The sequence below is a fragment of the Nocardioides sp. JCM 18998 genome (genome assembly GCF_055391535.1).
Genome location: NZ_AP043886.1, coordinates 2,078,413 through 2,096,758 on the forward strand (window position 1 = coordinate 2,078,413; position 18,346 = coordinate 2,096,758).

The following is an 18,346-nucleotide window of genomic DNA, read 5'->3' on the forward strand; positions in this document are numbered from 1 at the left end:
ATGGCCCCGGAGGGCACGCAGCGGCTGACCCACGTCGACGAGAGCGGAGCCGCCCGGATGGTCGACGTCTCGGCGAAGGCCGTCACCGCCCGCGTCGCCACCGCGTCGGGTCGGGTGCTCGTGTCGGCCGAGGTGATCGCGCTGCTGCGCGGCGAGGGCATGCCGAAGGGCGACGCGCTCGCGGTCGCCCGGATCGCCGGGATCATGGGCGCCAAGAAGACCCCCGAGCTGATCCCGCTGTGCCATCCGCTCGCGATCTCCGGCGTCACCGTCGACCTGACGGTCGCCGACGACGCCGTGGAGATCCACGCCCGAGTGAAGACGACCGACCGCACCGGCGTCGAGATGGAGGCGCTCACCGCCGTCTCGGTCGCCGCGCTCACCATGATCGACATGGTCAAGGCCGTCGACAAGGGTGCCACCATCACCGACGTCCGTGTCGAGACCAAGAGCGGCGGCGCGTCGGGAGAGTGGCACCGATGAGCATCGCCGAGGCCGGACCCGGGGTCGGACTGCGGGCCGGAGTCGTCGTCGCCTCCAACCGTGCAGCCGCGGGCGTCTACGAGGACGCCACGGGCCCGCTGCTGGCGGCGTTCCTCGACGAGCTCGGCTTCGTGGTCGGCGATCCCGTCGTGGTGCCGGACGGTGGGCCCGTCGGCGCGGCCATCGCGGCGCACGTCGCCGCCGGGGCGCGGGTCGTGCTCACCACCGGCGGCACGGGCCTGACACCGACCGACCGCACACCCGAGGCGACCCGCCCGCTGCTCGATCGCGAGGTCCCGGGCATCGCGGAGGCGATCCGGGCCGCGGGGATCGCGAAGGGCGTACCGACCGCGATGCTCTCGCGCGGGCTGGCGGGTCTCGCCGGCGAGTGCCTGGTGATCAACCTGCCCGGCTCCCGCGGCGGGGTGAAGGACGCCATCGACGTGCTGCGACCCGTGCTGGAGCACGCCGTGGAGCAGTCGGTCGGAAGCGACCACTGATGCTGCTCGGGACGACGGCGGACGATCGCGCGGCCTGGCCCGCGCGGCTCGACGCCACCCTGCCCGATGGCGGCCGTCTCCTGGTGCGGGCGCTGTCGCGGCGCGACGGTCCCGCCTGGCACGCCGCGCGACAGCGCTCGGCCGCCTGGCTCCACCCGTGGGACGCCACCGTGCCACCCGGCGGCGACATGCGACCGACCACGTTCCCGGCGCTCGTCCGCCGTCTCCAGCGCGCCGCCCGGGCGGGAGCGACGTACCCCTTCGCCATCGAGATCGACGGCGAGTTCGCCGGGCAGGTGACGGTCAACAACATCGTCCGCGGCTCGGCGCAGTACGCGTCGGTCGGCTACTGGATCTCGCACGAGTACGCCGGCCGGGGTGCGATGCCGCGCGCCGTCGCGCTGGTGATCGACCACTGTTTCACCGTCGCGGGGCTGCACCGCATCGAGATCTGCATCCGCCCGGAGAACTCCAACTCGCTGCGGGTGGTGGAGAAGCTCGGGATCCGCGAGATCGGCTACGCACCGCGCTTCCTGCACATCGACGGCGCCTGGCGCGACCACCGGATCTACGCCGTCACGGTCGAGGAGTGCCCGGAGGGGCTGCTGGCGCGACTGATCGGTGAAGGTCACTGAAATCCCAGAAGTCACAGAAGTGGTTTTGCGACACACCTGTAGACATGCGCCCCACCCTGCGCTAGCGCTCCTAACCTTCACTACGTGAGCTCGCTGATCTTCGTCGCCGTCGCCGTGGCGTGGGCCGTCTATCTCGTCCCCAAGGCGCTCGAGCACCATGACGAGAGTCTGCGCAGCCGTACGGTCGCGACGTTCTCGCACACGATGCGGGTCCTGGCACGCCGTGAGGCGGCCAGCAGCCGGACGACGAGGCTGGTGCCGGGCACGCCCGCTCCGGTCACGGTGTCCGTCGAGCCGGAGGCTTCGAGGCTCGGCGCTCGCGCGCCTCGCACCTCGACCACCGCGGTGGGGACGCGCTCTGCCGCGGCCCGCCGTCGCAACGTGCTGATCACCCTCCTGCTCGCCAACGTCGCCGTCGCGGCCGCGGCCGGTCTCGGCTACATCGGCTGGGTCTACCAGGCCGCGCCGGTCGCCCTGCTCGTCGCGTGGCTGGTCGCCTGCCGGCTGATGGTCCGTCGCGAGCGCTCCGTGCGCCGTACGTCCCCGATCCGTCCGGTCGCGGTCACGCCGGGTCCCGTTGCCCACACCGAGGTGGAGTACGTCATCAACGACGCCGGCGCCGAGATCGTCGTCGGCGACGTGCTGGCCGAGGACACCCAGAGCATCCCCGCCGTGGCGGCCGAGGCCGACGGCAGCTGGGACCCGGTCAACGTGCCGCTGCCGACCTACGTCTCCAAGCCTCCGGCCGTGCGCCGCACGGTCCGCACCATCGACCTCGACTCCACCGGCGTGTGGAGCTCCGGTCGCAGCGAGGCCGACAGCGCGCTGGTCGCCGAGGCCGACGCGGCCGCCCGCGAGGCCCGTACGGCCGAGGGCGAGCGGCGCCGCGCCGCCGGCTCCTGATCGATGGGCCCTGATCGAGGGGCCCTGATCGATGGGCCCTGGTCGACGGGCCCTGATCGAGAGGCCCTGATCGAGAGGCCCTGATCGAGGGGCTGGGTGCGGGCCCGATTTGGAATGCCTCAGCACTCCAGTGCTAACGTTCATCACGCACTCGCGGGGGTATGGCGCAGCTGGTAGCGCGTCTCGTTCGCAATGAGAAGGCCAGGGGTTCGAATCCCCTTACCTCCACCGAGAGTGAAGGGCCGCCCGACAGGGCGGCCCTTCTTCATTTCCTCGTTCCTCCCCCGTTTGGGGGATGCCCCGAGTGGGCACGATGACGGTCGCTGAGGCGAGAGCCGCGATCCTCTGGGGGCACGATGAGCAGCTGGTCACGTCGGATGCTGAGCCTCGCGGTGCCGCTCGCGATGCTGGCGCCGCAAGGCGCCGGGGCGGCGACGGCCCAGCCCGTGGCGCCCCAACCGGTGATGGTGGTCTCCGGGCACGCGCTCGTCGGCGCCAGCCCGCGCTTCGTGAAGCTCTCCTGCGCCCTCGACCATCCGCTGGTGGCTTCGAGCGCCCGGCTTTCCTACGGTCCCAGCGCCAATCCCGGTCGGGGCGGGACGGTGGCGCACATCGTGCCGGCGATGGATGCGCTGAACGCGTACGGCGTCGCGGTGAACACCCCGTTGTCCGGGCTCACGACGCTCAGCGTCATGGCCGACGGCCGACACGGGCCGTCGCTCCCGGTGGTGCAGTACCCGACGAGTGGAGGGGCGGTCATGGTCGGCGGTCTCTCGACCTTCAACAGCGGCATCGGGTGGGCCACCTTCAAGGGGCTCGGGCAGCCCCTGAACTGGGTGCGGTACGCCAACGGCGTGGCCACCGCCCAGGGGCCGGCGACGGTCGCAGCGATCGCGGCGAGGTACCCCGCCACCGGGGTCGCCACGGCGGGCGTCGTCTTCGGGTGTGACAACGGCGATCACGACTTCGAGGTCGACGACCTCGTCGTCGGCACAACGGCGAGCGCTCGGGCGTATGACTTCGAGACGGCTGTCGTCGCGGCTCACATCTCGCTTGTGTCGCCGCGCAAGACGCACGCCACGAGGAGGGTCACCCTGCGCGGCGCACTCGCCCCCGCCGCGGCGGGCATCCCGATCGGCGTCTACCGGGTGAAGCACGGCAAGCGACACCTGATCCGCGCGGTGCGGACCGACGGCGCCGGCCGGTTCAAGCTCCGGACCTCCTTCAAGCGGGCCGGGAAGGTGCTGTGGTCCGCGACCGTGCTGCCGAAGCAGCACTGGGTGACGGGTGCCTCCGGCACGCGCAGGCTCACCGTGGTGCGGGCTCCCCGGCCGAAGCCCAAGCCGAAGCACGAGGCGGCCCACCACCCGACCGCAGTCGGTCACCCGTCCTCGGGTGGCACCGCCCCTGGCGGCACCGTCTCCGGCGGCACCGTCTCCGGCGGGTCGACCTCCACCCAGCCGGGCGGCTGCAGTGCGGTCATCTGCAGCGGGTAGCGCGCGATGACCGGACTCCCCGAGGTGGGCGCCCGCTACGGGCGCTACCAGCTCAACCGGCTGATCGCGCAGGACGGCGCCGGTGTCGTGTACGAGGCGACGGACACGATGCTGCGGCGCCCGGTGGCGCTGACCGTATTCCTCCCCGGCCTCGACGGCGAACGGGGCCTCGAGATGCGGATCGCCCGCGAGGCGAGCGAGCTCGCCCGGATCCGGTCGCGCAACGTCGTCACGACCCTCGACCACGGCGCCATCGACGGCACCGTCTACCGTGCCACCGAGCTCTTCCCCGACGGTGATCTCGCATCCTGGCTCCAGGCACACGGGCCGCTCGCGAGCCCGGACGCCCTGGCGCTCGCCTCCCAGGTCTGCGGCGCACTCGCCGAGGCGCGGGCGGCCGGGGTGCCCCACACGGGGCCGACGGCGGGCGGCGTGCTCGTCCGGAGCGGTCCCGAGGGCCTGGTGCCGTACGTCGCCGGCCTGGTCCGGGTCCCGGACGGACCGGAACCTGCGACCGACGACCAGTACGCCGTCGGCGTGCTGCTGTGGACCTGTCTGACCGGCGCCGCCCCGGTCGCAGGCGTCGTGCCGCAGATCGGGGGGAGCTCCCCGGGGACCGCTGCGCTCAACCTGGTGCTCCAGCGGACGCTGTCACCCGATCCGGACGATCGCTATGCGAGCACGGGCGAGCTCCTGGCCGCGCTCGACCGGGTCCGGTCGCGCGGTGCGGCCGGTCCGGCGCGGCCCGTCGCGCCACCCGCACCGGTGTTCGTGGAGCCGGTGTCCGTCGAGCCGGTGCGGGGCGAGCCGATGCTCTTCCGCTCGCAGGATCTCTCCGCGGCCGCCGCGCCATCCGAGCAGCCTCCGGTGCCTGCCGTGGCGGCGCCGCTCCCGCCGGCTCCCGCCGCCGAGCTCCCGAGCACGCCGGCACGGCGTCGGCGGTGGTGGCTGGCCGCCATCGCCGCGGTCGTCCTCCTCGTCGGCGGCGTGGCCGTCGCGCTCGCCCGCGGAGGAGACGACGCCGAGCCGCAGGCGGCCACGCAGTCTCCCGATGCCACCATCACCTCGGCCTCCACCAGTCCGTCGCCGTCCGCGACCCCGACGCCGCCAACGACGCCGTCCTCGTCACCGGCTGTGGTGGTCTCGTCCGCGCCGCCGCGCCCGGAGCCCGCGATCGGCCGGCTCACCCGCTCGAGCGCCGCCTGCCAGGGCACCAGCGGCGACTACCAGAAGTGGCAGTACGCGCTGACCGGCTTCAGGCACGGGCGCACGCTGAGACCGCACCTGGCCATCCGCTCCGATCACGGCGACGGCGAGGCCACCGGCAAGCCGATCACCATCGGCCCGCACGGCACGGCCACCGGCGACTTCTGCGTCCCTGCCGGCACACACGGCACTGTCACCATCACCGTCGCCGACACGTCGGCCCGGCGCCCGATCGGCTGAGCGGTCGGTCGGTCGAGGTATGCAGCCGAACCCGCGCTTCCCGTGCGGAACTCACCGTGGGAAGTGGCGGTTCGTCTGCATACCTCGATGAACCAGCACGCGCGCCTCAGAGCCCCATCTGCTTGGCGATGATCATCTTCATCACCTCGGACGTGCCGCCGTAGATCCGGTTGACCCGGCTGTCGGCGTAGAGGCGGGCGATCGGGTATTCGTTCATGTAGCCGTAGCCGCCGTGGAGCTGCAGGCAGCGGTCGATGACGTCGGCGGCGGCCTCGGTGCAGAAGAGCTTGGCCGAGGCGGCCTCGGGGGCGGTCAGCTCGCCGGCGTCGAGCGCCTCGAGTGCACGGTCGGAGACGGCCTGCATCGCGTCGACCTTGGTCTGGCAGGCGGCCAGCTCGAACTTCGTGTTCTGGAAGGACGCGACCGACTGGCCGAAGACCTGACGCTCCTGGGTGTACTTCTGGGCGAACCAGACCGCGGCCTGGGCCTGGGCGTACGCGCCGACGGCGATGCCGAGCCGCTCCTGGGGGAGGTTCTGGCCGAGGTAGCTGAAGCCGCGGTTCTCCTCGCCGAGGAGGTCCTCGACGGGGACGACGACGTCGTTGAACGCCAGCTCGGCGGTGTCGGAGGTCCGCAGCCCGATCTTGTCGAGCTTGCGGCCGACCGTGTAGCCCTCCGACTTCGTGTCGACGACCAGCAGCGAGATGCCGTACCGGCGATCGGTCTCGAGTGCCGGCGCGGTCCGGGCGCAGACGATGACCCGGTCCGCGTGGTAGCCGCCGGTGATGAACGTCTTGGCGCCGTTGAGGATGTAGTGGGTGCCGTCGTCGGAGAGCCGCGCCGAGGTGCGCATGCCGGCCAGGTCGGAGCCGGTGCCCGGCTCGGTCATCGCGATCGCGAACATCATCGAACCGTCGACGAAGCCCGGCAGCCAGCGCTGCAGCTGCTCGGGGGTGCCGAGCTTGAGGAGGTAGGGAAGACAGAGCGCCACGTGCACGCTGGAGCCGCCGAAGTTCACACCGGCGCGGGCGCACTCCTCGGACTGGATCGCGGCGTACTTGAACGACTCGATGCCGGCACCGCCGTACTCCTCCGGCACCTCGATGCCGAAGAGGCCCAGCTCGGCCAGCTGGTAGTAGAAGTCGCGCGGGACCAGGCCGTCGTCGAACCACTCCTGGTAGTGCGGCACGACCTCGGCCTCGATGAAGGCGCGCAGGGTCTTGCGGAACGACTCGTGGTCCTCGTTGAAGACGGTTCGGCGCATGGTGCGGGGCTCCTTGTGCAGTGCGTAGAGGCGGGTGGGGAGGATCATGCTGCGAGGCAGTGCGGCCAGTCTTGCACTCGTCCTTAATGCCCCTGCCGTGTTGTTGCGATCGACTTGCAATAAGATCGCTGGCATGAGCAGCTCGGTCTCGTCCTTCGCCAGGTTCCGTCGGAGCCTGAGCGCCGCGGACAAGCGCTCGCTGTGGGCGATGGGATCCTTCGTGGTCGCGCTGCACGTCGTCGGCTTCGGCATCCTCTTCGGCCTGGTCATCCCGCAGCACTACTCGCTCGGCGGCGACCACCCGGTCTTCACCGTCGGGGTCGGCATCCTGGCCTACACGTTCGGCCTGCGGCACGCGTTCGACGCCGACCACATCGCGGCGGTCGACAACACCACCCGCAAGCTGCTCGCCGATGCCCAGCGCGAGGGCAGCGACCGCAAGCCGCTGAGCGTCGGCTTCTGGTTCTCGCTGGGCCACTCGACGATCGTCTTCGTCCTCTCCTTCCTGCTCTCGATCGGCGTGAAGGCGCTGGTCGGGCCGGTCGAGGACGACAACTCTCGGCTGCACACCATCACCGGACTGATCGGCCCGAGCGTCTCCGGGGTCTTCCTCTGGATCCTCGGCATCCTCAATCTGATCACCCTGCTCGGCATCCTGCGGGTCTTCCGCGACCTGCGCCGCGGCAGCTTCGACGAGGCCGAGCTGGAGCGCCGCCTCGACGAACGCGGCTTCATGAACCGCTTCCTCGGCGGTCTCACCAAGGCCGTCCGCAAGCCGTGGCACATCTACCCGATCGGGGTGCTCTTCGGTCTCGGCTTCGACACCGCCACCGAGGTCGGGCTGCTGGTCCTGGCCGGGGGAGCGGCCGCCTTCGCGCTGCCGTTCTACGCGATCCTGGTGCTGCCGATCCTCTTCGCCGCGGCGATGTGCCTGGCGGACACCATCGACGGCGTCTTCATGAACTTCGCCTACGGATGGGCCAACGCCCAGCCCGTACGGAAGGTCTTCTACAACCTCACCATCACGTCGATCTCGGTCGCGGTGGCGCTCGTGATCGGCACCATCGAGCTGGCCGGCGTCATCGCCGATCGCGCCGACATCACCAGCGGTCCGCTCGCCGCCGTCGCGTCGATCCCGCTCGACTACGCCGGCTACGTGATCGTCGGCCTCTTCATCCTCGCCTGGGCGCTCGCCTACGCGGTGTGGCGGATCGGCCGGATCGAGGAGCGCTGGAGCCTCCCCGAGTCCTCCGCCTCCTGACCGGGCTCGCGGCCGGTCAGGCCCGCCTCGTCCGGGTCGCCCACAGGGCGTAGCCGAGTCGCCAGCCGAGCATCGTCAGGCTCAGGAAGATCGCGGCCACGACGAGGAAGCCGATCGCGATCCCGCGACCGCTGATCAGGCGCAGCACCATGCCCAGGACGTACGTCGTCGCCAGGATGACGAAGCCCGCCGGGCGCCATTGCCGCGGCTCCCAGCCCTTCCGCCATCCGGCGAAGTGACCGACCAGGCAGGCTAGCGCGAAGGGCCACACGATCCGGACGATCACCCACCACGTCGAGCCCTCGTCGTGGGCCGACTTGCCGCCGGCCGCGAAGGCGAGCACGCAGACCAGGTCGGCCAGCAGCGCCCAGGAGAGCACCGAGCGCGTCCGCGCCGCCATCAGGGGCGTCGTCATCAGATCCACCTCGAGAACCAGATGCGGGAGAGCCACTGGCTGTGGGTCAGCAGCTCGTTGGTGTAGATCGGCCAGAACCAGGCGAAGTTCGCCAGCACCAGCAGGAAGAACGCGCCGGAGACGATCACGCCGACGGTCCGTTGCGGGCTCGAGACCCGCGCGGTGCCCATCATCCGGCCCATGCAGAGCACGATCGCGATCACGGTGAACGGGATCATCGAGATGGCGTAGTAGCTGAAGATCGGGCGATCGGCGTACTGCAGCCACGGCAGCCACGTCGACAGCGCGCCGACGATCGCCAGGCCGAAGCGCCAGTCCCGCGCCCCGATCCACAGGAACAGGCCGGCGATCAGCGCGAGCGCGCCGCCCCACCACAGCACCGGCGTGCCCAGCAGCAGCACCTGGCGCAGGCAGGTGTCGCTCGCTGCGGCCTTGCAGCTCTCGCCGTCGCTGACCGCGCCCGGCTTGATGCCGGTGTCGGCGGCCACGCCGACGGGCCGGTTCAGCAGCGGCCAGGCGGCCGGCTGCGAGGCGTAGGTGTGGGTGGCGCAGTTGAGGAAGTGGGTGTGGAACGTGAAGACGTCCTGGTGGTAGTACCACAGCGAGCGCAGCGGGACGGTGATCCGGTCGAGACCGGTCGGCATCGGGGTCTTCTTGGTGGCAGCTGTCGGCCACTTCGCGTCCGGGTCCGGATTGTCCGCGACGAAGGTGGTCTTGTTCTTCGGGTCGCAGTGGCCCGTGCCGGTGAACTGGGTGTACTGCGTGGAGGAGAGCGACTCCTCGTAGACGCGGTGGTTGATCAGCCAGCCGGTCCAGCTGGCCGTGTAGACGATCGCGGCGACCACGACCAGGTGGACGAACGCGGTCAGGCCGTCGGCGAGCATCGCCTTCGGCAGCGACCAGCGCACGCCGAACATCCGCCGCCCGCCGGCGCACCAACCGACGTACAGCAGGCCGAAGGCGGCCAGCGGGTAGGCGGCGTCCCACTTCGTGCCGATCGCCAGGCCCCAGGTGATGCCGGAGGCCAGCAGCCACGGGCGGAACAGCAGCTTGCGAACGGGCCCCCAGGCGCCCGCGCCCTCGTACGGGACCTGCGTCGGCGTCAGCCGCGCGATCTTGGCGCGGTACCAGTCGCGGTCCATCACCATGAAGTGGACCGCGAGCAGGATGAAGAAGGCGCCGAAGATGTCGAGCAGCGCCAGCCGGGACAGGACGAACTCGAGCCCGTCGAAGGCGAGCAGGAGGCCGGCGACCGCGCCGAGCATGGTCGAGCCGGTCAGGCGGCGGGTCAGCCGGATCAGCACCAGGATCATCAGGGAGCCGACGACGGCCGCCGAGATCCGCCAGCCGAACGGGTCCATTCCGAACGCCTTCTCGCCCAGTGCGATCAGCCACTTGCCGACCTCGGGATGGACGATCATCTCGGCGCCGTCGGGGCTGAAGACCTTGGACGGGTCGGTCGTCCCGGCCAGGATCAGCTTGTCCGCGTCGGTGACGGCGTTGCGCGCGTAGCCGTAGTGCAGCAGCGACCAGGCGTCCTTGGCGTAGTAGGTCTCGTCGAACGCGAACAGGCGTGGGGTGCCGAGATGCCAGATCCGCATCAGGAACGCCATCACGGTGATCGCGATCGAGATCACCCAGCTGACCACCGGGTCCTCGTCGGTGACTCGCGCCGACGCCCGCTTCCACGCCGACGGGACGTGATGACCCAGCGCCGTGCGCGAGAGCGTGATGAGCCTCGTCGGCTTCGCTGTCCCGTTCTCGGGGGCAGAGCCGGAGGCCGTCGTGCTGGGGGGCGCGGTGGTCACGGTGCTGAACTCTACGATGGGGCCGTGTCCTCTCGTGCTGATGCTGGTGACTCGTCCGGTGTTCTCGTCCTCGCGGCGACACCGATCGGCCGGGTCGGCGACGCGCCACCCCGGCTCGCGGAGGAGCTCGCGACCGCCGATGTGATCGCCGCGGAGGACACCCGCCGGCTCAAGCGGCTCACCACCGACCTGGGCGTCACGATCACCGGGCGGGTCGTCTCGTACTTCGAGGGGAACGAGTCCGGCCGTACGCCCCAGCTTCTCGAGGCCCTGCTCGGCGGCGAGCGGGTCCTGCTGGTGACCGACGCCGGGATGCCGTCGGTCTCCGACCCCGGCTACCGCCTGGTCGCGGCCTGCGTCGAGGCCGACGTGCACGTCACCGCCGTACCGGGGCCCTCGGCCGTGCTCACCGCGCTGGCCGTCAGCGGCCTGCCGGTCGACCGGTTCTGCTTCGAGGGGTTCCTGCCGCGCAAGGCGGGGGAGCGGTCGCGCCGGCTCGTCTCGCTCGCCGCCGAGGAGCGCACGATGGTCTTCTTCGAGGCGCCACACCGGACGCTGGCGGCCCTGGAGGCGATGCGCGACGCGTTCGGTCCGGAGCGGCCGGCCGCGGTCTGTCGCGAGCTGACCAAGACCCACGAGGAGGTGCGCCGCGGCGGGCTCGGCGCGCTCGTCGACTGGGCGGGCGAGGGGATCCGCGGCGAGATCACCATCGTGGTCCAGGGGGCCGACGTCGGCGCCGCTAGCGTGGCAGCGGATCCCGACAGCCTGCGTGCCGCGGTCGCCGACCTGGAGACCGAGGGGGTCACCCGCAAGGATGCGATCGTCGAGGTGGCCAAGCGGGCCGGGCTGCCCAAGCGCGAGGTCTACGACGCCGTGCACAAGCAACAGTGAGAGGACGGGGATGATGGGCGAGAAGAGCCGGCTCACCGAGTTCGAGCGCGACGGGCTGATCTTCGACGTCGCCGACGCCGGTCCGCTCGACGGGCCGGTCGTGGTGCTGCTGCACGGCTTCCCGGAGCGCAACACCTGCTGGCGCGACGTCACCCCGCTGCTCAATGCGGCCGGGCTGCGCACGATGGCGCCCGACCAGCGCGGCTACTCCCGGCGGGCGCGTCCCCCGCGCCGCCGCGACTACGTCCTTCCCGAGCTCGCTGGCGACGTCGTCGCCCTGATCGAGGCCGTCCAGCAGCAGACCGACGGCGTGCCCGTCCACCTGGTCGGGCACGACTGGGGCGCGGTGGTCGGCTGGCAGGTCGCGATCAGGCACCGTGACCTGCTCGCCAGCTACACCGCGTTCTCGGTGCCGCACATGGGCGCCTACCTGCGCGCGCTACGCGGCCCCCAGGTGCTCAAGTCCTGGTACATGGCGATGTTCAACCTCCCGTTCCTGCCCGAGCGGCTCGCCGAGGCCGGCGTGCTGGCGAAGGTGCTGCGCAGCACCGGCATGACGCGGGCCGACGTCGCCCGCTTCCAGACCGAGATCGTCGAGTACGGCGCCCTGCCGGGTGCCCTCGGCTACTACCGCGCACTGCCGCTCTCGCTGTCCGGTCTGCGTGACGACCTCACCGTGCACGTGCCGACCACGATGGTGTGGAGCGACGGCGACACGGCCATCGACCGGTCCGGACCGGAGCAGACCGGGAAGTACTGCGCCGGTCCGTACGAGTACGTCGAGCTGGCCGGTGTCACGCACTGGATCCCGACCCAGGCCCCGCAGGCGGCGGCGGACGCGATCCTCTCGCGGGTGGACGGATGAGCCTGCCGCCGCTGCCGGAGCCGTTGCCGGCACCGGTCGTCGACAACCACTGCCACTTCGACATCGTCCGCGGCGACGACGAGCTGGCCGTCGCCGACGGCCTGGCCAAGGCGGACTCGGTCGGCGTCACCCGGATCGTGCAGATCGGCTGCGACCTACCCGGGGCCCGCTTCGCCGAGCAGGCCTCCCGTGAGTGGGCCAACGTGATCGGCGGCGCGGCGCTGCACCCGAACGATGCGCCGCTCCAGCCCGACCTGGAAGCCGCGCTGGCCGAGATCGAGCGGCTCGTCACCGCGCATCCGAAGATGCGCGTGGTGGGGGAGACCGGGCTGGACTTCTTCCGTACGGGCGAGGAGGGCCGGGCCGTGCAGGCCGAGTCGTTCCGCCGCCACATCGACCTGGCCAAGCGCCACGACAAGACGCTGCAGATCCACGACCGCGACGCGCACGACGCCATCCTCGAGGTGCTCGACGGCGAGGGCGCGGCCCCTGAGCGCTGGGTGATGCACTGCTTCTCGGGCGATGCCGACTTCGCCCGCCAGTGCCTCGACCGCGGGGCGTACCTCTCCTTCTCCGGCACCGTGACCTTCAAGAACGCCGCGTACCTGCGCGACGCCCTGGCGATCACCCCACGCGACCGGATCCTGGTGGAGACCGACGCGCCGTTCCTCACGCCGCATCCGCACCGCGGCGCGACGAATGCCGCGTACATGGTGCCGACCACGATGCGGGTGATGGCCGACGTGCTCGGCGAGGACCTCGAGGCGCTCTGCCTGCAGGTCAACGAGAACACCGATCGGGCCTACGGCACCTGGTAGCGGCTACGACTACGACGGCGAGGTCGGAGCGAACGAGCGTCGTACACGAGTCGTAGCCGCGCACGCTCCGGGCCCCACTCGTCCGCCGGGGATCGGATGCTCGGCCAGGCACTGGTGCCCCCGAACACCGAGCGTCCTCGCCCTCGTCCTCGCGCAGCAGCGTGAAGTCCATGCCCTCGGCGGCCGTGGAGCAGCAGATGGCCCGAGCCGCGTCCGCGATCAGCACTGGGGCAGGTGTGACTCATGAGGCGGATTTCAGAGACACTCGTCACGATTTAACTCGAAATGCCCGTGGGTAAGTTGAGTTTCGGCTCGTTCTGGGGTGCCCTGGGTGACTGTCGGCCGGGATCGGAAGAGGATTTCGCCGCCATCGCCAAGGCCCCGCGACCCGGGGCCTTGTCCTTGAGAAGCATCGAGGACCGGGCGCTGGCATCCGAGGCCCGGGCAGCTCGAACATCGGAGAATCGTGCAGCCTCGCACGCTCGCCCCTCGTCTGTGGGCCCGCCTGAACACCCGCAAGAGCCTTGTGATCCTCGCTGTCGTCGGCGCCGTCTCGGTCGTCGGCACTACGGCCGGCTACGCCTCCCTGGGTCACGACGTCACCCTCACCGTCGACGGCCACACCCAGCAGGTCGACACCCGTGCTTCGACGGTCGCTGATGTCCTCAAGGACCAGCACATCGCCGTCGGCCCCAACGACGTCGTCGCTCCCGGTCTCGACGAGAAGGTCGATGACGGCACCGCCATCAACGTGCGCTACAGCAAGCCGCTGTCGCTCGACGTCGACGGCAAGGAGCAGACCTACTGGGTCACCTCCAGCACCGTGAACGAGGCGCTGAGCGAGATCGGTCGCAGCTACCGCGCCGCCGACCTCTCGACCAGCCGCAGCGCGACCATCGGTCGCGACGGCCTCGCCCTCGAGATCACCACCCCCAAGACCATCACCGCCGTCCTGGGCGGCGCCAAGCCCGTCGCCCGTACGGTCACCGCGGGCACCGTCGGGGAGGCGCTCGACGCCCTCGGCGTGACGCCCAAGGGCCAGGACGAGGTCAAGCCGGGCGTGGACCAGCCGCTGCACGACGGCGACAAGATCGTCTTCACCGACTACTCCACCAAGACCCAGTCGGTCACCGGCGAGACCATCGACGCGCCGGTCGTCGAGCACGACGACTCCTCGCTCGACGAGGGCGTCCGCAAGGTCACCAGCACGGGCAGGGACGGCAAGCGCAACGTCACCTACCAGCTGACGTACAAGAACGGCGACCTGATCAAGAAGAGCGTCGTCAGCCAGAACGTCGTGGTCGCGCCGAAGGCCGAGCACGTCACCGTCGGCACGAAGGTCGCAGCCCCGAACTACGCCAGCGGCGACAGCGCGTGGGACCGGATCGCGCAGTGCGAATCCGGCGGCAACTGGGCTGCCAACACCGGCAACGGCTACTACGGCGGCCTGCAGTTCAGCCTCGGCACCTGGCAGGCCAACGGCGGCAGCGGCCTGCCGTCCAACGCCTCCCGGGAGCAGCAGATCGCGATCGCGACCAAGGTCCGCGACGCCTCCGGCGGGTACGGCGCCTGGCCGGTCTGCGGCCGCCTCGCCTGATCGCAGCGGCACCCGGACGTCGAGGCTGTCGAGACGTCTCGACAGGCTCGACGTGCGGGCATGACGTCTCGACAGGCTCGACGTGCGGGCATGACGTCTCGACAGGCTCGACGTGCGGGCATGACGTCTCGACAGGCTCGACGTGCGGGCATGACGTCTCGACAGGCTCGACGTCCGCTGGGCTGATCGCTGGGGTGGGGTAACACGGTGTTACAGGTGGGTAGCAGCCTGACGCAACGGGCTGCTACCGCTGCGAACAACGTGTTACCCCACCCCACCGATAGCCTGTCCCTCATGCCCGATCTGCGTCTGCTCGGTCCCACCGAGGTCCGAGCGCTGGCCGCCGAGCTCGATCTGCGGCCCACCAAGCAGCGCGGGCAGAACTTCGTCATCGACGCCAACACCGTGCGCCGGATCGTGCGGGAGTCGGGCGTCACGGCCGACGACGTGGTGGTCGAGGTCGGCCCCGGCCTGGGCAGCCTGACGCTGGCGATCCTGGAGACCGGCGCCGAGGTGACCGCCATCGAGATCGATCCGCTGCTCGCCGGCCGGCTGCCGCAGACGATCGCCGAGTTCGCACCGGCCTTCGCGGACAGGTTCCGGCTGGTCCATCAGGACGCCCTTCGGGTCACCGAGGTGCCGGGCCCGGCCCCGACCGCGCTGGTCGCCAACCTCCCGTACAACGTCTCCGTCCCGGTCCTGCTCCACCTGATGGCGCTGCTGCCGTCGCTGAAGAAGGGCCTGGTCATGGTCCAGGCCGAGGTCGCCGACCGACTCGCCGCGAAGCCCGGCTCCAAGGTCTACGGCGTCCCGTCGGTCAAGGCGGCCTGGTACGCCGACGTCCGCCGGGCCGGCGCGATCGGACGCAACGTCTTCTGGCCGGCTCCCAACGTCGACTCCGGACTCGTCTACTGGGAGCACCTCCCGCCGCGCGAGACGAAGGTGACGCGCGAACAGGTCTTCGCCGTCGTCGACGCCGCCTTCGCCCAGCGCCGCAAGGCGCTGCGCGGGGTGCTCAAGGGGATCGCCGGCTCCGGTGAGGCGGCCGAGGCGGCGCTCGTGGCCGCCGGGATCGACCCGATGGCCCGGGGCGAGGCCCTCGGGGTCGAGGCGTTCATCGCGCTGGCCGAGCGGCTGTACGCATGACCGCTCGCGTCACCGTCCGCGCCGCCGCCAAGATCAACCTCCACCTCGGAGTCGGTGCCGTCCGACCAGACGGCTTCCACCCCCTCGCCACCGTCTACCAGGCGATCGGGCTCTACGAGGACGTCACCGCGACCGAGGCCGCGACCTGGGAGGTGCACACGATCGCCGACGACGGCATCGATCTGACCGCCGTCCCGGTCGATGCGAGCAACATCGCGATCCGGGCAGGGCAGGCGCTCGCCGCCCACCACGGACTCGGCGCACGCTGCGCTCACCTGGAGATCCACAAGGGCATCCCGGTCGCCGGCGGCATGGCGGGCGGCTCCGCCGACGCCGCCGCCGCACTGGTCGCGCTCGACCGCCTCTGGGGCGCCGAGACCACCGACGAGGACCTCCTCGCGATCGCGGCCACCCTCGGATCCGACGTGCCGTTCGCCCTGCTCGGCGGCACCGCCATCGGCGGCGGTCGCGGCGAGCTCGTCCAGCCCCTCGCGGACAACACCGACCTGTGGTGGCTGGTGGTGCCGAGCGAGATCGGCCTCTCCACGCCGCTCGTCTTCCGCGCGTACGACGACCGTACGACCGCGGGCTCCGACGAGGAGCCGATGGGCGAGACCCATCCCGCCGAGCTGGTCGCCGCCCTCGCCTCGGGTCACCCCGACGCGGTGATCGCCGCGCTGCACAACGACCTCACCGCGCCCGCGTACGCCCTGCGTCCGGACCTCGCCGTCCGGGCGGGCCGGCTGGTGGAGCTCCTCGGCCCGGAGACCCGTGTCCTGCTCTCCGGATCGGGTCCGACCCAGCTGGTGGCGTTCGCCGGCGTCGACGAGGCCCGCGAAGCCGCCGCGCTGCTCGGCGGGGCCGGGATCGCGCACTGGCTCGCCCCGGCACCAGTCGCGGGCGTGCACGTGGTCGACTACGCCTGAGCGTCAGCCTGCCCCGACGACTCCGCGATCTCAGGGCACCCCTGAGAGGATGGGCGCGCCATGGCGAACCTCCTCAATCTCGAGCACGTCTCCAAGTCCTACGGCATCCGCCCGCTGCTCGCCGATGTCTCCCTCGGCATCGGCGTGGGGGAGCGGATCGGGATCGTCGGCCGCAACGGCGACGGCAAGTCCACCCTGCTGGAGGTGATGACCGGCCTCGAGGAGCCCGACGAGGGCCGCGTCTCGATGACCCGCGGCACCGAGATCGGCTACCTCCACCAGGGCGACAGGCTCGACGACACCCACACCGTCCGCGAGGCGGTGCTCGGCGGCCTCGCCGACCACGAGTGGGCCGCCAACCAGCGCAGCCGCGGCATCGTCGAGGTGCTGCTCGCCGGGATCAGCCTCGACCGGATCGTCGACGGCCTCTCCGGCGGCGAGCGCCGCCGCTGCGCCCTCGCCCAGCTGCTCATCGGCGAGCACGACCTGATCGTCCTCGACGAGCCGACCAACCACCTCGACGTCGAGGCGGTCTCCTGGCTCGCCGAGCACCTCGTCAAGCGCAGCTCCGCGCTCGTCGTGGTCACCCACGACCGCTGGTTCCTCGACGCGGTCTGCCAGTGGACCTGGGAGGTCCACGACGGCCAGGTCGACGCGTACGAGGGTGGCTACGCCGCCTTCGTCCTGGCCAAGGCCGAGCGCGGTCGCCAGGCGGCCGCCACCGAGCAGCGCCGGCAGAACCTCGCGCGCAAGGAGCTCGCCTGGCTGCGCCGCGGCGCCCCCGCCCGTACGTCCAAGCCCAAGTTCCGCATCGACGCCGCCAACGCGCTGATCGAGGACGTGCCGGAGCCGCGCGATCGCTTCGAGCTGCAGCGGTTCGCCGCCCAGCGTCTCGGCAAGGACGTCATCGACGTCGAGGACGTCGACATGTTCCGCGGCGAGCGCCAGCTGCTCGCGCACGCCACCTGGCGGCTCGGCCCCGGCGACCGGATCGGCATCGTCGGCGTCAACGGAGCCGGCAAGACCTCCATGCTCTCCCTGCTCGACGGCTCGCTCGCGCCCACGGTCGGCAAGGTCAAGCACGGCCGTACGGTGGCGCTCAAGCACCTCACCCAGCAGCTCGACGACCTCGACCCCGAGGCGCGGGTGCTGCCGACGGTGGAGTCGGTGCGCAAGCTGACCAAGACGCTCGACGGCCAGGAGCTGACCGCCACCTCGATGCTGGAGCGGTTCGGGTTCACCGGCGACAAGCTGGTCACCCGCATCGGCGACCTCTCCGGTGGTGAGCGCCGCCGCCTCCAGCTGCTGATGCTGCTGCTCACCGAGCCCAACGTGCTGCTGCTCGACGAGCCCACCAACGACCTCGACATCGAGACGCTCAACATCCTCGAGGACTTCCTGGACGGCTGGCCGGGCACCCTCGTCGTGGTCTCCCACGACCGGTACTTCCTGGAGCGGGTCACCGACTCGATCTGGGCGCTGCTCGGCGACGGCCAGATCTCGATGCTGCCCCGCGGCGTGGACGAGTACCTGGAGCGGCGCGCGGCCGCCGAGGCCGCGGCGGTGGTTGAGGTGCGAGGCGCGCCAGCGCCGAGCCTCGAAACCACCCCGGCCGGTAGGGGGCACGAGACCCCGGCGGCCTCCAAGCCCAAGGCGGGCTCCGCCGAGGAGCGCGAGGCGAAGAAGACCGTCGCACGGATCGACAAGCGGCTGGAGAAGATCGCCGAACAGGAGATCCGGCTCAACGAGCAGCTCGCCGCCCATGCCTCCGACTACGCCAAGCTCGCCGAGCTGGGCGCCGAGCTCAACGCGCTCGCGGAGGAGAAGGGTGAGCTCGAGCTGGAGTGGCTGGAGGCCGCCGAGCTGCTCGGCTGATCTCGAGACGCCGCCTC

General features: G+C 71.2%; 17 protein-coding genes and 1 tRNA gene. 15 read left to right on the forward strand and 3 right to left on the reverse strand.

From position 1 onward, the window contains the following. The 7 genes from moaC (at position 1) to ACZ5L9_RS09770 (ending at position 5,463) form a co-directional block, all read left to right on the forward strand. A complete protein-coding gene (gene moaC, locus ACZ5L9_RS09740; protein WP_464536608.1) occupies positions 1–483 on the forward strand; it encodes a cyclic pyranopterin monophosphate synthase MoaC in 483 nt (160 codons plus the stop codon). Beyond that, a complete protein-coding gene (locus tag ACZ5L9_RS09745) occupies positions 480–983 on the forward strand; it encodes a MogA/MoaB family molybdenum cofactor biosynthesis protein (RefSeq protein ID WP_464536610.1) in 504 nt (167 codons plus the stop codon). Before moaC ends, ACZ5L9_RS09745 begins: the two co-directional genes overlap by 4 nt. Beyond that, positions 983–1,618, forward strand: coding sequence for a GNAT family N-acetyltransferase (locus tag ACZ5L9_RS09750; RefSeq protein ID WP_464536612.1), 636 nt, complete (start codon positions 983–985; stop codon positions 1,616–1,618). The genes ACZ5L9_RS09745 and ACZ5L9_RS09750 overlap by 1 nt, the downstream gene beginning before the upstream one ends. An 84-nt stretch (positions 1,619–1,702) precedes the next feature. Further along, positions 1,703–2,521, forward strand: a complete 819-nt coding sequence (sepX, locus tag ACZ5L9_RS09755) for a divisome protein SepX/GlpR (RefSeq protein WP_464536614.1) — start codon at positions 1,703–1,705, stop codon at positions 2,519–2,521. A 155-nt stretch (positions 2,522–2,676) separates the two neighbouring features. Further along, positions 2,677–2,749: transfer RNA gene (locus tag ACZ5L9_RS09760), tRNA-Ala, on the forward strand. Between the two features lie 128 nt (positions 2,750–2,877). Beyond that, positions 2,878–4,017: a hypothetical protein gene (locus ACZ5L9_RS09765; protein ID WP_464536616.1), complete on the forward strand. Its 1,140-nt coding sequence runs from the start codon at positions 2,878–2,880 to the stop codon at positions 4,015–4,017. A 6-nt stretch (positions 4,018–4,023) separates the two neighbouring features. Then, positions 4,024–5,463, forward strand: coding sequence for a protein kinase family protein (locus ACZ5L9_RS09770; RefSeq protein ID WP_464536618.1), 1,440 nt, complete (start codon positions 4,024–4,026; stop codon positions 5,461–5,463). A gap of 106 nt (positions 5,464–5,569) precedes the next feature. Here ACZ5L9_RS09770 and ACZ5L9_RS09775 read toward each other — a convergent pair whose 3' ends face one another. Further along, positions 5,570–6,775 carry an acyl-CoA dehydrogenase family protein gene (locus ACZ5L9_RS09775; protein WP_464536620.1) on the reverse strand — a complete coding sequence of 402 codons (1,206 nt, stop codon included), beginning with the start codon at positions 6,773–6,775 and terminating at the stop codon, positions 5,570–5,572. 85 nt (positions 6,776–6,860) lie between these two features. Between ACZ5L9_RS09775 and nicT the strand changes: the two genes are divergently transcribed. Next, complete coding sequence (nicT, locus tag ACZ5L9_RS09780; protein ID WP_464536622.1) at positions 6,861–7,988, forward strand: Nickel transporter NicT; 1,128 nt, start codon at positions 6,861–6,863, stop codon at positions 7,986–7,988. A gap of 16 nt (positions 7,989–8,004) precedes the next feature. On the opposite strand, the gene ACZ5L9_RS09785 is transcribed toward nicT, so the two are convergent. Both ACZ5L9_RS09785 and ACZ5L9_RS09790 read right to left on the reverse strand, forming a co-directional pair. Next, positions 8,005–8,403 carry a DUF3054 domain-containing protein gene (locus tag ACZ5L9_RS09785; protein ID WP_464536623.1) on the reverse strand — a complete coding sequence of 133 codons (399 nt, stop codon included), beginning with the start codon at positions 8,401–8,403 and terminating at the stop codon, positions 8,005–8,007. Then, positions 8,403–10,211, reverse strand: a complete 1,809-nt coding sequence (locus ACZ5L9_RS09790) for a dolichyl-phosphate-mannose--protein mannosyltransferase (RefSeq protein WP_464536625.1) — start codon at positions 10,209–10,211, stop codon at positions 8,403–8,405. Before ACZ5L9_RS09790 ends, ACZ5L9_RS09785 begins: the two co-directional genes overlap by 1 nt. Before the next feature lie 24 nt (positions 10,212–10,235). Here ACZ5L9_RS09790 and rsmI point away from each other — a divergent pair, with 24 nt between their 5' ends. The 7 genes from rsmI to ACZ5L9_RS09825 all read left to right on the forward strand — a co-directional run bounded on the left by rsmI (position 10,236) and on the right by ACZ5L9_RS09825 (position 18,329). Beyond that, positions 10,236–11,102, forward strand: a complete 867-nt coding sequence (rsmI, locus tag ACZ5L9_RS09795; protein ID WP_464536627.1) for a 16S rRNA (cytidine(1402)-2'-O)-methyltransferase — start codon at positions 10,236–10,238, stop codon at positions 11,100–11,102. A gap of 13 nt (positions 11,103–11,115) precedes the next feature. Continuing rightward, a complete protein-coding gene (locus ACZ5L9_RS09800; protein ID WP_464536629.1) occupies positions 11,116–11,967 on the forward strand; it encodes an alpha/beta fold hydrolase in 852 nt (283 codons plus the stop codon). Continuing rightward, positions 11,964–12,785 carry a TatD family hydrolase gene (locus ACZ5L9_RS09805; protein ID WP_464536631.1) on the forward strand — a complete coding sequence of 274 codons (822 nt, stop codon included), beginning with the start codon at positions 11,964–11,966 and terminating at the stop codon, positions 12,783–12,785. The genes ACZ5L9_RS09800 and ACZ5L9_RS09805 overlap by 4 nt, the downstream gene beginning before the upstream one ends. Before the next feature lie 466 nt (positions 12,786–13,251). After that, complete coding sequence (locus ACZ5L9_RS09810; protein ID WP_464536633.1) at positions 13,252–14,382, forward strand: ubiquitin-like domain-containing protein; 1,131 nt, start codon at positions 13,252–13,254, stop codon at positions 14,380–14,382. A 294-nt stretch (positions 14,383–14,676) separates the two neighbouring features. Further along, positions 14,677–15,528 carry a 16S rRNA (adenine(1518)-N(6)/adenine(1519)-N(6))-dimethyltransferase RsmA gene (gene rsmA / locus ACZ5L9_RS09815; protein WP_464536635.1) on the forward strand — a complete coding sequence of 284 codons (852 nt, stop codon included), beginning with the start codon at positions 14,677–14,679 and terminating at the stop codon, positions 15,526–15,528. Next, complete coding sequence (locus tag ACZ5L9_RS09820) at positions 15,525–16,454, forward strand: 4-(cytidine 5'-diphospho)-2-C-methyl-D-erythritol kinase (RefSeq protein ID WP_464536637.1); 930 nt, start codon at positions 15,525–15,527, stop codon at positions 16,452–16,454. The genes rsmA and ACZ5L9_RS09820 overlap by 4 nt, the downstream gene beginning before the upstream one ends. A 60-nt stretch (positions 16,455–16,514) precedes the next feature. Beyond that, positions 16,515–18,329, forward strand: a complete 1,815-nt coding sequence (locus tag ACZ5L9_RS09825; protein ID WP_464536639.1) for an ABC-F family ATP-binding cassette domain-containing protein — start codon at positions 16,515–16,517, stop codon at positions 18,327–18,329. Positions 18,330–18,346: the final 17 nt, after the last annotated feature.

Coding starts and splice junctions, on each gene's coding strand:
- ACZ5L9_RS09820 (WP_464536637.1), top strand. CDS start 15,525: ATGACCGCTCGCGTCACCGTCCGCGCCGCCGCCAAGATCAACCTCCAC.
- ACZ5L9_RS09770 (WP_464536618.1), top strand. CDS start 4,024: ATGACCGGACTCCCCGAGGTGGGCGCCCGCTACGGGCGCTACCAGCTC.
- ACZ5L9_RS09750 (WP_464536612.1), top strand. CDS start 983: ATGCTGCTCGGGACGACGGCGGACGATCGCGCGGCCTGGCCCGCGCGG.
- ACZ5L9_RS09800 (WP_464536629.1), top strand. CDS start 11,116: ATGGGCGAGAAGAGCCGGCTCACCGAGTTCGAGCGCGACGGGCTGATC.
- rsmA (WP_464536635.1), top strand. CDS start 14,677: ATGCCCGATCTGCGTCTGCTCGGTCCCACCGAGGTCCGAGCGCTGGCC.
- ACZ5L9_RS09805 (WP_464536631.1), top strand. CDS start 11,964: ATGAGCCTGCCGCCGCTGCCGGAGCCGTTGCCGGCACCGGTCGTCGAC.
- ACZ5L9_RS09745 (WP_464536610.1), top strand. CDS start 480: ATGAGCATCGCCGAGGCCGGACCCGGGGTCGGACTGCGGGCCGGAGTC.
- moaC (WP_464536608.1), top strand. CDS start 1: ATGGCCCCGGAGGGCACGCAGCGGCTGACCCACGTCGACGAGAGCGGA.
- ACZ5L9_RS09765 (WP_464536616.1), top strand. CDS start 2,878: ATGAGCAGCTGGTCACGTCGGATGCTGAGCCTCGCGGTGCCGCTCGCG.
- nicT (WP_464536622.1), top strand. CDS start 6,861: ATGAGCAGCTCGGTCTCGTCCTTCGCCAGGTTCCGTCGGAGCCTGAGC.
- ACZ5L9_RS09785 (WP_464536623.1), bottom strand. CDS start 8,403: ATGACGACGCCCCTGATGGCGGCGCGGACGCGCTCGGTGCTCTCCTGG.
- ACZ5L9_RS09775 (WP_464536620.1), bottom strand. CDS start 6,775: ATGATCCTCCCCACCCGCCTCTACGCACTGCACAAGGAGCCCCGCACC.
- ACZ5L9_RS09825 (WP_464536639.1), top strand. CDS start 16,515: ATGGCGAACCTCCTCAATCTCGAGCACGTCTCCAAGTCCTACGGCATC.